The sequence below is a fragment of the Aeromonas sp. FDAARGOS 1407 genome (assembly GCF_019048725.1).
In the GTDB taxonomy this organism is placed as follows: Bacteria; Pseudomonadota; Gammaproteobacteria; order Enterobacterales; family Aeromonadaceae; genus Aeromonas; species Aeromonas enteropelogenes.
On record NZ_CP077399.1, the window covers coordinates 2969779 to 2985459 of the forward strand.

General features: G+C 58.2%; 14 protein-coding genes. 8 read left to right on the forward strand and 6 right to left on the reverse strand.

Translation table 11 applies throughout. From position 1 onward, the window contains the following. Positions 1 to 166: 166 nt before the first annotated feature. On the forward strand, positions 167 to 484 hold the full coding sequence (clpS, locus tag I6L37_RS14150) for an ATP-dependent Clp protease adapter ClpS (protein ID WP_026457984.1): 318 nt from the start codon (positions 167 to 169) through the stop codon (positions 482 to 484). A gap of 59 nt (positions 485 to 543) precedes the next feature. Beyond that, complete coding sequence (gene clpA, locus I6L37_RS14155) at positions 544 to 2799, forward strand: ATP-dependent Clp protease ATP-binding subunit ClpA (RefSeq protein ID WP_042029222.1); 2256 nt, start codon at positions 544 to 546, stop codon at positions 2797 to 2799. A 68-nt stretch (positions 2800 to 2867) separates the two neighbouring features. Here the strand turns inward: clpA and infA are convergent, their stop codons facing one another. From infA to aat, 3 genes are all read right to left on the reverse strand, one after another. After that, positions 2868 to 3086, reverse strand: a complete 219-nt coding sequence (gene infA, locus I6L37_RS14160) for a translation initiation factor IF-1 (RefSeq protein WP_005300033.1) — start codon at positions 3084 to 3086, stop codon at positions 2868 to 2870. A gap of 68 nt (positions 3087 to 3154) precedes the next feature. Next, positions 3155 to 3871, reverse strand: a complete 717-nt coding sequence (locus I6L37_RS14165) for an arginyltransferase (RefSeq protein ID WP_201978775.1) — start codon at positions 3869 to 3871, stop codon at positions 3155 to 3157. Further along, a complete protein-coding gene (gene aat, locus I6L37_RS14170; protein ID WP_201978776.1) occupies positions 3868 to 4575 on the reverse strand; it encodes a leucyl/phenylalanyl-tRNA--protein transferase in 708 nt (235 codons plus the stop codon). Before aat ends, I6L37_RS14165 begins: the two co-directional genes overlap by 4 nt. Positions 4576 to 4594: 19 nt before the next feature. Between aat and I6L37_RS14175 the strand changes: the two genes are divergently transcribed. Then, a complete protein-coding gene (locus I6L37_RS14175; protein ID WP_216992172.1) occupies positions 4595 to 5068 on the forward strand; it encodes a glycine zipper 2TM domain-containing protein in 474 nt (157 codons plus the stop codon). 81 nt (positions 5069 to 5149) lie between these two features. Here the strand turns inward: I6L37_RS14175 and I6L37_RS14180 are convergent, their stop codons facing one another. The 3 genes from I6L37_RS14180 to ald form a co-directional block, all read right to left on the reverse strand. Beyond that, on the reverse strand, positions 5150 to 6397 hold the full coding sequence (locus I6L37_RS14180; protein WP_026456806.1) for a diguanylate cyclase: 1248 nt from the start codon (positions 6395 to 6397) through the stop codon (positions 5150 to 5152). A gap of 63 nt (positions 6398 to 6460) precedes the next feature. After that, the gene (trxB, locus tag I6L37_RS14185) at positions 6461 to 7411 is read right to left on the reverse strand and encodes a thioredoxin-disulfide reductase (RefSeq protein WP_026456807.1); all 951 of its coding nucleotides are present in this window, start codon (positions 7409 to 7411) and stop codon (positions 6461 to 6463) included. Between the two features lie 183 nt (positions 7412 to 7594). Next, positions 7595 to 8710 (reverse strand): alanine dehydrogenase, encoded by a 1116-nt coding sequence (ald, locus tag I6L37_RS14190; protein ID WP_042069613.1) that lies wholly within the window; start codon positions 8708 to 8710, stop codon positions 7595 to 7597. Between the two features lie 149 nt (positions 8711 to 8859). Here ald and lrp point away from each other — a divergent pair, with 149 nt between their 5' ends. The 5 genes from lrp to serS all read left to right on the forward strand — a co-directional run bounded on the left by lrp (position 8860) and on the right by serS (position 15677). Then, on the forward strand, positions 8860 to 9351 hold the full coding sequence (gene lrp / locus I6L37_RS14195) for a leucine-responsive transcriptional regulator Lrp (RefSeq protein WP_005300047.1): 492 nt from the start codon (positions 8860 to 8862) through the stop codon (positions 9349 to 9351). A gap of 202 nt (positions 9352 to 9553) precedes the next feature. Beyond that, entirely contained in the window at positions 9554 to 12058 is a 2505-nt protein-coding gene (locus I6L37_RS14200; RefSeq protein WP_216992173.1) for a DNA translocase FtsK, read from the forward strand. Positions 12059 to 12131: 73 nt separating this feature from the next. Beyond that, on the forward strand, positions 12132 to 12740 hold the full coding sequence (lolA, locus tag I6L37_RS14205) for an outer membrane lipoprotein chaperone LolA (protein ID WP_042029278.1): 609 nt from the start codon (positions 12132 to 12134) through the stop codon (positions 12738 to 12740). Continuing rightward, complete coding sequence (locus tag I6L37_RS14210) at positions 12740 to 14077, forward strand: replication-associated recombination protein A (protein WP_042029213.1); 1338 nt, start codon at positions 12740 to 12742, stop codon at positions 14075 to 14077. The genes lolA and I6L37_RS14210 overlap by 1 nt, the downstream gene beginning before the upstream one ends. A 304-nt stretch (positions 14078 to 14381) precedes the next feature. After that, positions 14382 to 15677 (forward strand): serine--tRNA ligase, encoded by a 1296-nt coding sequence (gene serS / locus I6L37_RS14215; RefSeq protein WP_216992174.1) that lies wholly within the window; start codon positions 14382 to 14384, stop codon positions 15675 to 15677. Positions 15678 to 15681 lie beyond the last annotated feature (4 nt).

Here is a 15681-nt window from a genome sequence, read left to right on the forward strand (position 1 = left end):
ACTAGGACATGAGCCCGTAGCAGACGGGCACAGATTAGCAAGTAACCAATCTAGTCCAACTTTTGAGCGAGTCAAGAAGTTGTTAACAGCTGATGTGATCTGGTTAACAAGTCTATTGACAAGCTTGTGTTAGGCGGTAGTAATCTAGAGGTACCAAAGCGCGATTATGAGCAAGCAGAAAGAACTCTTTGCTAATGAAGAGATTGCAGAAGCAGAGAAGACGAAGCTGCAGCCGCCCCCCATGTACAAGGTCGTGTTGAACAATGATGACTACACACCGATGGAATTCGTGGTGGAGGTGCTGCAAAAGTTCTTTGGTATGGATTTGGACAAGGCAACTCAGGTCATGCTGAGCGTGCATTATAGTGGTAAGGGGATCTGTGGCACGTTTACCGCAGAGATCGCCGAAACCAAAGTAGTCCAGGTCAACACCTATTCACGTAATCACGAACATCCACTGCTATGTACTATGGAAAAGGCTTGAATCTGATGACTTGATGGCGAGTGTGACACCACATTGTAGCTGTACTAGGGGAGGTGCCTATGTTGAATAAAGATCTGGAAAAGACGCTGAACGAGGCGTTTAAACTGGCCCGTGACGAGCGCCACGAATTCATGACCGTCGAGCACCTGTTGTTAGCCCTGTTGGATAACAGCTCAGCCCATGAGGCGCTGAGTTCTTGTGGTGCCGATGTCGAGCAGATGCGCAAAGAGATCCGCGCATTCATCAATCAAACAACCCCTCTTATTCCCCGTGACGATGAAGATCGTGAAACCCAGCCGACGCTGGGATTCCAGCGAGTGCTTCAGCGTGCGGTATTCCATGTGCAATCTTCGGGCAACACCGAAGTCAGTGGTGCCAATGTCCTGGTCGCCATTTTCAGCGAGCAGGAGTCGCAAGCGGCTTACTTCCTGAAAAAAGCCGAGATCAGTCGCCTCGACGTGGTCAACTTCCTCTCCCATGGTGTTCGCAAGGAGAGCAAGCCGGATCTTGGCAGCAATAGTAATCCTGAGTCTGATGACGACGTATCTGCCGCCCAGATCGAGAGCTTTGCGACCAATCTGAATCAGCTGGTGCTGGAGGGGCGTATTGACCCTCTGATTGGTCGTGATCAGGAGTTGAATCGCACCATCCAGGTGTTGTGCCGTCGTCGCAAGAACAATCCCCTGCTGGTCGGTGAGGCCGGTGTTGGCAAGACCGCTATCGCCGAGGGGCTGGCCTACCGGATCGTCAAGGGCGATGTACCCGAGGTAATTGCCGGCAGCACCATTTACTCACTCGATATGGGCTCTTTGCTGGCGGGAACCAAATACCGCGGCGATTTCGAGAAACGCCTCAAGGTGCTGCTCAAGCAGATTGAACGCCAGGAAGGGGCCATCCTGTTCATCGACGAGATCCACACCATCATAGGTGCCGGTGCAGCCTCCGGTGGCCAGCTGGATGCGGCCAACCTCATCAAGCCGCTGCTCTCTAACGGTTTGCTGCGCTGTGTTGGTTCAACCACCTATCAGGAATATGCCCAGATCTTCGAGAAAGACCGTGCACTGGCCCGTCGCTTCCAGAAGATCGATATCGTCGAACCGAGCGTTGACGATACCACACGTATCCTGATGGGGCTCAAGAGCCGCTACGAGGCACACCACGGGGTACGTTATACCGTCAAAGCGATCCGTGCCGCGGTGGAACTGTCGGCCAAATACATCAACGATCGTCATTTGCCGGACAAAGCCATCGACGTGATCGATGAGGCTGGGGCCGGACAGCGGTTGTTGCCGGCGAGCAAGCGGAAGAAAGTGATCAATGTGCAGGAAATAGAAGCCATCGTGGCCAAGATTGCCCGTATCCCGGAAAAATCAGTCTCCTCCTCCGACAAGGAAGTGCTGAAAAATCTGGAGCGTAATCTCAAGATGGTGGTCTTCGGCCAGGACAAAGCCATCGAAGTGCTGACCGATGCGATCCGCTTGTCCCGTTCGGGATTGGGTAACGAGCGTCGCCCTGTCGGTTGTTTCCTCTTTGCCGGCCCGACCGGGGTGGGCAAGACAGAGGTGACCCAGCAACTGGGCAAGGCCCTCGGGGTGGAGATGCTGCGCTTTGACATGTCCGAATACATGGAGCGTCACACAGTCTCTCGTCTGATCGGTGCGCCTCCCGGCTATGTCGGGTTTGAACAGGGTGGCCTGTTGACTGATGCGGTGATCAAGCACCCTCACTCAGTGGTGTTGCTCGACGAGATTGAGAAGGCGCACCCGGATGTCTTCAACCTGTTGCTGCAGGTGATGGACAACGGGACCTTGACCGATAACAACGGGCGCAAGGCTGATTTTCGCAATGTGATCCTGGTGATGACCACCAATGCCGGGGTGCAGGAAACCCAACGCAAGTCCATCGGTTTCCAGCAGCAGGATCTGAGCCACGATGCCATGGCGGTGATCAACAAGACATTCAGCCCGGAGTTTCGCAACCGTCTCGACCACATCATTTGGTTCAACCATCTGGATATGACGGTGATCCACCAGGTCGTCGACAAGTTTATTGTCGAGTTGCAGGTTCAGCTGGATGCGAAAGGTGTCTCTCTCGAGGTGTCAGAACGTGCTCGTCACTGGTTGGCCGAGAAGGGATATGACAGAGCCATGGGGGCCAGACCGATGGGGAGGGTGATCCAGGAACACCTCAAGAAACCCCTGGCCAACGAGATCCTGTTTGGCTCATTGGTCGATGGTGGGGTCGTGAAGGTTGAGCTGGTTGATGACAGCCTCAGCTTTGACTTTCAGGTCGATGTTGAAGCTGTTTCCCACTAAGCATCCGTGATTAGAAAACGACAAAAAACCCCAACCGAAAGGTTGGGGTTTTTTGCTGAATTCCTGGCTTAGCGAGAGCGGAAAACAATACGTCCCTTGGAGAGATCGTAGGGAGTCAGTGCTACCGTTACTTTGTCTCCAGTCAGGATACGAATGTAGTTTTTGCGCATCTTGCCGGAAATATGAGCGATAACCACGTGACCATTCTCCAGTTCCACACGGAACATGGTATTGGGCAGGGTTTCGAGAATAGTGCCCTGCATCTCAATACTGTCTTCTTTAGCCATTGAATCCTCTTGATAAGCCACAACAAAAAACCGCTGGATCATGCCGGATTTAAGGCTATGTGTAAAGTTTACTCGGGCTTGCTGTCGATATTTTTCCATTCTCCCTGGATTAGCACCTCATGGGGCAGATAATTGCGCTTGTAATTCATCTTGCGACACTCTTCTACCAGATAGCCGAGATAGAGCCAGTTACGCCCCGTGCGTCTGGCGAGATCGAGCTGGCTCAGGATGGCAAAGGTGCCCAGAGAGCGGTCGGCGTAATCAGGGTCGAAAAAGGTATACATGGCGCTCAGGGAGTGAGGCAGCAGGTCCGTAGTGGCTACTCCGATGAGCCGCCCTTCCTTGCGCATTTCCAGAAAAAGAGGGGGCATCCAGTCGCAATGGAGAAAGCCGCGATACTGGTTGCGATTGGGGGGATACATGCTGCCATCGCGGTGGCGCTCCCGGATGTAGCGCTCGTAGAGCAGGTAATATTCGGGTTTGTCATCGTAGCTCAGCACGATGTCGATATCCCTGTTGAGCTGGCGGATCCGCTTTTGCCCGCGGCTGGGGCGAAACAGTTCACTGTGAATACGAAGAGATTGGCAGGCATGGCAAGCGGGGCAGTGGGGGCGATAGATGTCGTTGCCACTGCGGCGAAATCCTGCGGTCAGCAGGCGCTCATAACCGCTGGCATTGAGCAGGGAGTGGTCCATCAGCACCAGCAACTGTTCCTGTTCCTTGTCCAGATAACTGCAAGGGTGTTTCGGGGTGAGCCCTACTTTGAGGATCACTTCTTCCGTCATAGGCTGATCTCCCCCTTGTGCCAGCATGTCGCCGCCAATGTTTGTTGCCCCAGTACTGTCAGTGCTTTCAGAAAGCGGGCTCTTGGCCACTCTTCAATACCCAGGGTGGCGAGAAACGGGTTCTGCATCTGGCAATCGACAAGTTCACCCCCATGACGAGCAAAGTGACGACAGAGTGCCACCATGGCCAGTTTGGCGCCATTGTCGATGTGGCTGAACATGGACTCGCCACAGAACAGTCGGCCAATCGAGAGTCCGTACAATCCCGCCTGCAACCGTCCTTCTTGCCAGATCTCGATGGAGTGGGCATGACCCAGGCGATGAAGTTGCTGATAAGCCTCGATCATGGGCCTGCTGATCCAGGTCTCATCGGCAGTGCGTCGCGGTGCGGCGCAGGCGGTGATTACCTCATTAAAGGCGCGATTGACGGAAATATCGAATGACGTGCGGCGCAGCACTTTTTGCAGGGTGCGTCCTATGTGCAGTTGCTCTGGCCGGATCACCCCCCGGGGATCCGGTGACCACCAGAGCGTCGGCTGGTGGGGCTCATTCCACGGGAAGATCCCCTTGTGGTAAGCTGCCAGCAAGCGCGTCGGGGAGAGATCGCCCCCAATCGCCAGCAGGCCGTTGGGCTCTTCCAGGGCATGCTTTGGGTCGGGAAACCAGCAGAGCTCATCATCCAGTTGGGTAAGATAGCGAGACATTAGGCAACGAGGTTCACAGATGAAGGGCATTATCCTGATAGTATCCAGCTTGATCTGGTTTGTCACTGCGCCAGCCTGGGCGGTTGTGTATGAGCGCAATACCGCCAGGCCCGTGAATCAGGTGGTATTTGGCGAAGTGGATACAGTGCGCAACATTACTCAGCGCCAGATCCTGGAATCCGAGCACTCAGGCTGGAAAACCCTGGGTGGCGCCGTGCTGGGAGGGCTGCTTGGCAACCAGTTTGGCGGTGGTCATGGCCGGGAAATTGCGACCGCAGTGGGGGCGCTGGCGGGGGCAGCCATGGCGCAGCAGTATCAGTCGTCCGGTGGCAGCGTGGTGGAAAACAAGCTGGTGGAACTGCTCATCCGCAACGAACAGAATGGGCTGGTCAACGTGATCCAGGATTATGATCCCGCCATGGTGTTCATGAAGGGGGACAAGGTCCGCATTCTCTATTTCGATGACGGTGTGCGGGTCGACAAGACGTTTTGAGAAAGGGGCTGAAAAACAACCGACAGATTTTCGGAGAGAAAATCTGTCGGGCGGTAACACACGGGACTCACTGCTTGCCGGTCAGGCGGCTGGGTCCTGAGACACGATTTTGTCGCGACCGGTATTTTTCGCCTGGTACAGCAGGCGATCCGCTTCGCTCAGTGCCTCGTCCATGGATCCCCGCCCGACATTGATCACGCCGTAACTGGCGCGCACGAACAGGGGATGCTCCTTGGAAAGAGGTTGCTGGCGCAACTGCTGACGCAGCCCTTCCAGCCGTTTGTTAAGGACGCTCACGGTGCAGTGCGGGACCATGAGTGCAAACTCTTCCCCCCCAAAACGGGCAATCATGGCATCGGGGAAGAACTGGGTCATCAGGCGGGTGAGGTGGCAGAGCAGCTGATCGCCGATGGCATGGCCCCAGTGATCATTGACCTGTTTGAAGTGATCCACATCGAGTACACAGAGCGCGAGCTGGGTTTGTTGGCGCTGATGCTCTTCGAACCATTTCTGCCCTTCATTGAACCAGTAACGCCGGTTGTACAGGCCGGTCAGGTAGTCGCGATTGGCTGACTCCTGAATGCTGTTGAACTGCTCAAGCGCCTCCAGATTGTGGCTGACCCGGCACTGCAACTCTTCCGGCTCGAACGGCTGGTTGAGGAAGTCGTTGGCCCCCTGCTTGAGGTAGCGAGCCGACAGTCCCCGCTTGTCGGAGACCGAGATCCCTATGATGGCCAGTTGCTGTTTGCTGTAGCGCTCGCGCAGCATACGTACCAGGCTGATCCCGTCGATATCCGGCATGTAGTAGTCAACCAGCGCCAGGCGAATGCCCGGGTGTTGCTCCAGCATGGCCAGCGCTTCACGGGCGTGGCTCGCCTCATGAACCTGCAGCAACTGTTTGCGCAGCTGGGTCATGGTGCGGTGGCGGGAGGTGCGCGAATCATCGACGACCAGCACTTCGATGGCCTGGTTGAGATAGAGGCGATGCACCAGGCTGACCGCATATTGCAGCGAGTGGCGCGAATCCTTCATCACATAATCCAGCACCCCGGTTTCCAGCCAGGCGCTGCGTTTGTCCTCGCTGATGTCGGCGGTAAGGATCACCACCGGCAGGCCACGGGCCAGCAGTGCGCTGACGGCTTCACCGCTTGGGGCATCCGGCAGCGTCAAGTCCACCAACGCCACCACATACTCTTCTCCCCGGCAATGACGGGCGCCTTCCAGGGTGTCGAAGGCATCAATCTCAAGACCGGTTTGCTGGGCAATGGCTTGAGTCAGCATGCGACGTATGGTCAGGCTGTCTTCGACTATCAATATCTTCTGCTTCATTAGACTCCTACATATGAAAAAGGCATACCCGAGGGTATGCCTTATATCACATCTGGAGCGCGTTTATTGTGCGTCGAGATAGCGTTCTGCATCGAGGGCCGCCATACAGCCGGTACCGGCGGAGGTGATGGCCTGACGGTAGGTGTGGTCGGCCACGTCACCGGCGGCAAAGACCCCTTCGATGCTGGTCTGGGTGGCAAAGCCGTCAAGGCCACCACGAACTTTCAGATAGCCGTTTTGCATCTCCAGCTGGCCGTCGAAGATCTGGGTGTTGGGCTGGTGACCGATGGCGATGAAGACGCCCATCAGTGCCAGTTCGGAGGTGGTGTCGTCCTGGGTGTTGCGCAGGCGCACGCCGGTGACTCCCATCTGATCGCCCAGCACTTCGTCCAGGGTCTGGTGGGTGTGCAGTACGATATTACCGCTGGCTACCTTGTCATGCAGGCGCTTGATCAGGATTTTCTCGGCACGGAACTCGTCGCGGCGGTGAATGAGGTGCACCTTCTTGGCGATGTTGGCCAGATAGAGCGCCTCTTCCACGGCAGTGTTGCCACCCCCGATCACCGCCACTTCCTGATTGCGATAGAAGAAACCGTCACAGGTGGCGCAGGCAGAGACGCCGCGCCCCTTGAACGCCTCTTCGGAGGGCAGGCCCAGATACTTGGCAGAGGCACCGGTGGCGATGATCAGGGCATCGCAGGTGTACTCGCCGTTGTCACCCTTGAGACGGAACGGGCGCTGGGTCAGCTCCACCTCGTTGATGTGATCGAACAGGATGCGGGTATCAAACTTCTCCGCATGCTCTTTCATGCGCTCCATCAGGGCCGGGCCTGTGAGGCCTTCGGGATCGCCAGGCCAGTTCTCCACTTCTGTGGTGGTGGTCAGCTGACCGCCTTGCTGCATGCCGGTGATGAGCAGGGGATTGAGATTGGCGCGGGCGGCATAGACGGCAGCGGTGTAACCGGCCGGGCCGGAGCCCAGGATCAGCAGTTTGCTGTGAGTGACTTGGCTCATGATGTAATTTCCGAGACGTAATGAGTTTGCGCGATTGTAGGTAATTCGTGATAAGGGGTCAAAGGCCAGTGAGTCGATTGTTTTAATCGTGTACGTATGAGCGGCGGGGCGGGTTTGGGAAATAAAAAAACCGCCCATCGCGGGCGGATTCTCACTCATCGTCTCTTGGGAACATCGAGCAGATCAGTTCAGCAGGGTCAGGGGATCCGTGTAGACAAGGCCATGGGCCACGGCGACCTCCTTGCAAGTCAGCTTGCCTTCCATCACGTTGAGACCATGCAGCAGATTGGAGTCTGCCAGCAGCGCCTGACGATACCCTTGTTGCGCCAGCTTGATGATGAAGGGCAGGGTGGCATTGTTGAGGGCCACGGTCGAGGTTCGCGCCACGGCGCCCGGCATGTTGGCCACGCAGTAGTGCACCACGTCATCGACGATAAAGGTGGGATCTTCGTGAGTGGTGGGGTGGGAGGTCTCCACGCAGCCGCCCTGATCGATGGCCACGTCGACGATGGCCGAGCCAGGCTTCATGCGCGCAATGTGGTCACGGTTGACAAGTTTTGGCGCAGTAGCACCCGGCACCAGCACGCCGCCAATGACCAGATCGGCGGCCAGCAGATGACGTTCCAGGGTTTCGCTGTTGGAGTAGACCACCTTGGCTGATCCCTGGAACTCGTTGTCGAGTCGGCGCAGGGCATCAATGTTGTTGTCAAGAATGGTGACATCCGCGCGCAGGCCGATGGCCATACGGGCCGCGTTGGAACCCACTACACCGCCCCCGATAATCACCACCTTGGCCGGTTCGACGCCGGGCACGCCACCGAGCAGCACGCCGCTACCACCGCGGGATTTCTCCAGTGCCTGGGCGCCCGCCTGAATGGACATGCGACCCGCGACTTCCGACATGGGGGCCAGCAGGGGCAAGCCACCACGACCATCGGTGACCGTCTCGTAAGCGATGCAGATGGCACCACTTTTCAGCAAGGCTTCGGTCTGTGGCAGATCCGGTGCCAGATGCAGGTAGGTAAAGAGGGTTTGACCCGGGCGCAACATGGCGCACTCGATTGGCTGGGGCTCCTTGACCTTGACGATCATCTCGGCCTTGGCGAAAACCTCGGCGGCGGTGGCCAAAATATCGGCGCCGGCAGCCATATAATCTGCATCGCTGAAGCCAATGCCGTTTCCGGCACCGCTTTGGACGAAAACAGTGTGGTTTCGTGCTGTCAGTTCACGTACACTGGCCGGAACCATGCCTACGCGATATTCATGGTTTTTTATCTCTTTCGGTACACCGATAATCATGCTATCCCTCGTCTATCGATTGGTGTTTTATGTTGCTTAAATGTTAATAACATTTGCGCCTAGTATATTCAGGTATTGACAGGATTTGTGACCATAATTATAAAATGACTGGTGATTCTTACCAAAAAATAGCCAAAGGATGGAATAAAATGATGGAAGCTAAGAGTCGGCTAAAGGATTTGGACAGGATTGACCGCAACATTCTGAATGAACTGCAAAAGGATGGCAGGATTTCGAACGTTGAGTTGTCCAAACGAGTTGGCCTGAGTCCCACACCGTGTCTGGAACGGGTTCGTCGCCTCGAGCGACAGGGTTATATCGAAGGATATGCCGCCATTCTGAACCCTCACTACCTGGATGCCTCTTTGCTGGTCTTCGTCGAGATCACCCTTAACCGCGGGGCGCCCGATGTATTCGAACAGTTCAACAAGGCCGTTCAGGTGCTCGAAGAGATCCAGGAGTGTCACCTGGTATCCGGTGATTTCGATTATCTGCTCAAGACCCGGGTGAGCGACATGTCGGCCTACCGCCGGCTGCTGGGGGAGACCCTGCTGCGCTTGCCCGGTGTCAACGACACCCGCACCTACGTGGTGATGGAAGAGGTCAAACAGAGCAGTCGTCTGGTGATCAGCACCCGATAAAGCAGGTTATGCTATGGTGTCTTATCCATATGAGACACCATAACAGTCAGAAACGAGCGGCCGGTCCGCTCGTTTCTTCTTGTTGCGCGGCGTGCAAAGATGGCGTGCCCATAGCAGACACGGGCTGACAATCGGTGGGCTTTTCGGGGATACTAGCCCCCCTTATTTCCTGCATTACATGTTTTCAGAAAGGAGCCGGAGTTTGGCCGATAAAAAGCTGTTTACTCCTTTATCAGGTACACAACGGATCTTCGAAGCCGTCTTGATCGCCATCACCCTGATGGCTGCCTATCTTCTGCTTGCCCTGTTGTCCTACCACCCTGCCGATCCCGGCTGGTCCCAAACCTCCTGGCAAGGGGAGGTGAAAAACCTCGCCGGTAGCGCCGGGGCCTGGCTGGCCGATATCACCATGTTCACCTTCGGGGCCTTTTCCTACCTGGTTCCTCCTCTGGTTGTGCTGCTGGGCTGGAGCCTGTTGTGGCGCCCGAGTCGTCTGCTCGATGTGGATTACCTCACCCTGGGGGTGCGAGTCATAGGTTTCATCCTCACCGTGCTCGGCATGTCGGCCATTGCCAGCATGAATTTCAATGACATGCAGAATTTCTCCGCCGGTGGTCTGGTGGGGGATGTGATCGCTACCGCCGTGGTGCCGCTGTTTGGCGGCGTCGGGGCCAACCTGCTGTTGCTCTGTTTCGTGGCGACCGGCATTACCCTGTTTACCGGCTGGTCCTGGCTCACCATCGTAGAGCGGATCGGTGCCACCTGCACTGGGTCGGTCGGCGCCATCTATCACTTCCCGACGACCCTGGGTCGCTGGTTGACCGGCGGCTGGCGCCAGCCTCGCAACGAGGGGCCGGATCCCCTGCTGGAAGGGAATGTTGGCAACATCGCCTTTGATGAGGAGGACGACGCCGAGCCGCACAGCAACTGGGGTCGCCGTCCCAAGGGGAAAAACCAGAAGGCGTCACAGGAGGAGTGGCTGCCGGAGCTCGATGACGACACCTTCGAGTTCGAACCCCGGTTTGATGATGAAGATGAACCTGCACCCAAGCCCAAGCGCAGTGTCGCCGCCAATGCCCGTCGTCAGCCCGCGCTGGCAATGGCCGATGGCGATGATGATCTCGACCTGCCCTGGGCGGAAGGGGATGACGAGGAGCCGGCCGCGCCGGTTGCCGCCACGCCCGGTAAACCCAAGCGCCGCGTGCAGGCCAACCTGCCGCCACTGCCGAGTCTCGAGCTGCTGGACCGTCCCCCGGCCAGAACCCAGATGATGAGCAAGGACGAGCTGGAGCGCATGGGGCGTCTGGTGGAGGCGAAACTCGCCGACTACAACGTGCAGGCCAAGGTGGTCGGCGTCTATCCGGGCCCCGTCATTACCCGCTTCGAGCTGGATCTGGCCCCTGGCATGAAGGCGAGCAAGATCACCAACCTGTCCCGCGATCTGGCCCGCTCTCTGTCGGCCAGCAGCGTGCGGGTGGTGGAGGTGATCCCGGGCAAGACCTATGTAGGGATCGAGCTGCCCAACCGGGTACGCCAGACCGTCTACCTGCGCGAGACCCTCGATTGCGAAGCCTTCCGCGACAGCCACAATCCGTTGACCATGGGCCTTGGCCAGGACATCGCCGGCTCCCCCGTGGTGGTGAACCTTGCCAAGATGCCGCACTTGCTGGTGGCCGGTACCACCGGCTCGGGTAAATCGGTGGGGGTGAACACCATGATCATCTCCATGCTCTACAAGTCATCGCCTGAAGATCTGCGTTTCATCATGATCGACCCCAAGATGCTGGAACTGTCGGTCTACGAAGGCATTCCCCATCTGTTGACCGAGGTGGTCACCGATATGAAGGACGCCGCCAATGCCCTGCGCTGGTGCGTGGGCGAGATGGAGCGTCGCTACAAGCTGATGTCGGCGGTCGGGGTGCGCAACCTCAAGGGTTACAACGACAAGGTACTGGCGGCCATCGAGGCGGGCGATCCCCTGCTGGATCCGCTGTGGCGCCCGGGTGACTCCATGGACGAAACCCCGCCCGAGCTTGAAAAACTGCCCCATATTGTGGTGGTGGTGGACGAGTTTGCCGACATGATGATGATCGTCGGCAAGAAGGTGGAAGAGCTCATTGCCCGTATCGCCCAGAAGGCGCGGGCGGCCGGTATTCACCTCATCCTCGCGACCCAGCGTCCGTCGGTGGATGTGATCACCGGTCTTATCAAGGCCAACATTCCGACCCGCATCTCGTTCCAGGTATCGAGCAAGATCGATTCGCGTACCATCCTGGATCAGGGGGGCGCCGAATCCCTGCTCGGCATGGGCGACATGCTCTACATGCCGGCCGGTACCTCCAACCCGACCCGTGTTCACGGCGCTTTCGTTGATGACCACGAGGTACACAAGGTGGTGGCGGACTGGAAACTGCGCGGCGAGCCGGATTATATCGACGAGATCCTCTCCGGAGAGTCGGGCGGCGAAGGTGGCAGCGGCGAATATGGCGGTGGTGGCGACGAAGAGCTCGATCCCCTGTTCGACGAGGCGGTGGCCTTCGTGGTGGAATCCCGCCGCGGTTCCACCTCCAGCGTGCAGCGCAAGTTCAAGATTGGTTACAACCGGGCGGCCCGTCTCATCGAGCAGATGGAGAACCAGGGCATCGTCAGTTCGCCGGGTGGCAATGGCCAGCGCGACGTGTTGGCGCCACCGCCGGTGCGTGATTGAGTCTCATCCTACTATCCTGGCCATGCCCTCACCGGGCGTGGCCTTTTATCGAGAGCGTCTTATGAAAAGCCTGATGAAAAAACAACTGTTGATGGGAACCGTGCTGCTGGTGGCCAGCAGCCAGGCGTGGGCCGATGCGGCCAGCGATCTCAAGCAGAAACTGGCGGGGGTGAGCCTCTTCTCCGCCAAGTTTGCCCAGACCGTCTACGACAGCAAGGGCAAGGAGCTGCAAAAGGCCAGCGGTACCCTGCTGGTGCAGCGCCCCAATCGCTTCAACTGGCACACCACCTCACCGGACGAGAGCCTGATCGTGGCTGACGGCAAGGATGTGTGGGTCTATGACCCCTTCGTCGAGCAGGTCACCGCCCTTAAATTGCAAGATGCGGTGCTCAATACCCCCTTCATCCTGATCGCGGGCAATGACGACAAATTCTGGAAGAACTATGACGTGACCCGGCAGGGGGATGTCTATACCGTCACCAGCCGCAACCAGGATGAGCTGATCGCCTCCTTCCGCGTTACCTTCGATCGGCAGGACAACATCAGCCGCTTCGACGTGAAAGAGGCACAGGGGCAGTGGAGCGAGTTCACTTTGAGCAGCTTCAACCGTAAGCCGGTGCTCAAGGGCAACGAGTTCGTGTTCAAGATCCCGAAGGGGGTCGAGCTGGACGATCAACGCTGATGAGCAATCTGTCGCTGGATTTCTCGTCGGATTTTCGTCCGCTGGCGGCCCGGATGCGGCCGCAAAACCTTGACCAGTATATCGGCCAACAGCATATCCTCGGGCCCGACAAGCCCCTGCGCAAGGCGATCCTGGCGGGCCACTGCCACTCCATGATCCTGTGGGGGCCGCCTGGGACTGGCAAGACCACGCTGGCCGAACTGGTAGCCCACTACTGCCAGGCCGAGGTGGAGCGGGTTTCGGCCGTCACCTCCGGCATCAAGGAGATCCGCGCCGCCATCGACAAGGCCAAAGAAAACAGCTGGCGCGGGGTGCGTACCATCCTGTTTGTGGATGAGGTGCATCGCTTCAACAAGAGCCAGCAGGATGTGTTCCTGCCCCATATCGAAGATGGCACCATCACCTTCATCGGTGCCACCACCGAAAACCCCTCGTTCGAGCTCAACAACGCGCTGCTCTCCCGGGCCCGGGTCTATCTGCTCAAAAGGCTTGAAGAGGATGACATCCTCGCCATGATCGATCAGGCGATGACGGATCCCCGTGGCCTCAATGATCCGGCGCTCACCTTCGCCCCCGGGGTGAAGGAGGCACTGGCCAAGGCTGTGGATGGGGACGGGCGCAAGTCCCTGAACTATCTGGAGCTGTTGGCCGACATGGCCGAACAGGACGCTGGCGGCCACAAGCAGATCGACAGCGCTCTGCTCGCCGCCGTGGTGGGGGAGCACGTAGCGCGCTTTGACAACAAGGGCGACCACTTCTATGACCTCATCTCGGCGGTGCACAAATCGATTCGCGGTTCGGCCCCCGATGCGGCCCTCTACTGGTATGCCCGCATGGTGAGCGCCGGTTGCGATCCCCTCTACATCGCCCGCCGCCTGCTGGCGATTGCCTCGGAAGACGTGGGCAATGCCGATCCGCGCGCCATGCAGGTGGCCCTGTCCGCCTGGGATTGTTTTCATCGCGTGGGACCGGCGGAAGGGGAGCGGGCCATCGCCCAGGCGATCGTCTACCTCGCCTGCGCGCCCAAGAGCAATGCGGTCTACACCGCCTGGAAGGCGGCGCTGGTGGATGCCAGGAATCTGCCCGATTTCGAGGTGCCGGTGCACCTTCGCAACGCCCCGACCAGGCTGATGAGCGAGCTCGGCTATGGCGCCGAGTACCGTTATGCCCACGACGAGCCCGGTGCCTATGCCGCCGGCGAGGAGTATTTCCCGCCCGAGCTTGCCGGCAAACGGTACTATCAGCCCACCGATCGCGGCCTTGAGAAGCAGATCGCCCAGAAGCTCGATTATCTCCATGATCTGGACCGACAGAGTCCCAATAAACGGCGCCCCTGACCCCTGCGGGAGCATATTGTCTGAAAATTGGCCAACCCCTTGAATAATCTGGGTCCCTTGGCGTGATCCGTCGCGAAAACGAGGCAAATAGTCCCTGTTCGGGCAGGGGGGCGGTCTGCTACACTGCCCCTCTGACCCCGTTTGTCTTGGCCTGGTGCCATCTTCCTGATTTCGACGACCCGATCCTCCGGGTCCGATTCTGAAGACGATTGGGGTATGCCAACCGATGTTAACTTCCGGATCTGTTTCCAAGCCCGTCATGATGACCCAGGCTCAGATCCCATTTTAAAAAAGTAGGTAAACCATGCTGGATCCCAAATATCTGCGCAGCGACATTGAAGAAGCTGCCGCTCGTCTGGCGACACGTGGCTACGTTCTGGACGTAGCGGCTGTCAATGCTCTGGAAGAGAAACGCAAGGATCTGCAGTCCCGTACCCAGGAGCTGCAGGCCGAGCGCAACGCCCGCTCCAAATCCATCGGTGAAGCTGCCCGTCGTGGTGAAGATGTTGCCCCCCTCAAGGCCGAAGTGACCAAGATCAATGAGGAGCTGGAAACCAGCAAGGTCGAGCTGGAGGCCCTGCTGGCCGAGCTCAAGACCATCGCCGATATGATCCCCAACCTGCCGAGCGAGACCACCCCGGTCGGTCGCGACGAGAATGACAACGTGGAAGTGCGCCGTTGGGGCACCCCGCGCGAGTTTGATTTCCCGGTGCGCGATCACGTGGATCTGGGTGAAGCGGCCAAGGGCGTTGACTTCAAGAACGGCGTCAAGCTCTCCGGTGCCCGTTTCGTGGTGATGAAGGGCCAGATTGCCCGTCTGCACCGCGCCCTGGCCCAGTTCATGCTGGACTTGCACACCCAGCAGCACGGTTACACCGAGTGCTACGTGCCTTATCTGGTCAACCCGGACAGCCTGTACGGCACCGGTCAGCTGCCCAAGTTCTCCGAAGATCTGTTCAACACCGGCATCGGTGGGGAAGGGGAAGACGAGGGCAAGGTGCGCAAGTTCTCCCTGATCCCGACCTCCGAAGTACCGCTCACCAACATGGCCCGCGACGAGATCTTCGACGAGCAGGAACTGCCCATCAAGATGACCGCCCACAGCCCCTGCTTCCGCTCCGAAGCGGGATCCTACGGCCGTGACACCCGCGGCCTCATCCGCATGCACCAGTTCGACAAGGTCGAGATGGTCCAGCTGGTTCACCCGGAAAAATCCTGGGATGCACTGGAAGAGATGGTCGGCCACGCCGAGAAGGTGTTGCAGCTGCTGGAGCTGCCGTATCGCGTGATGGCTCTTTCCACCGGAGACATGGGTTTCTGCGCCGCCAAGACTTACGATCTGGAAGTGTGGCTGCCGGCCCAGAATACCTACCGTGAGATCTCCTCCGTCTCCAACTGCACCGACTTCCAGGCGCGCCGCATGCAGGCTCGCGTGCGTGTCGATGGCAAGCCGCAGCTGATCCACACCCTGAACGGCTCCGGCCTTGCGGTGGGCCGTACTCTGGTGGCGGTGCTCGAGAACTACCAGCAGGAAGATGGTCGCATCGCCATCCCGGCAGCGCTGCAATCCTACATGGGCGGTCTGACCCACATAGGTTAAGTTC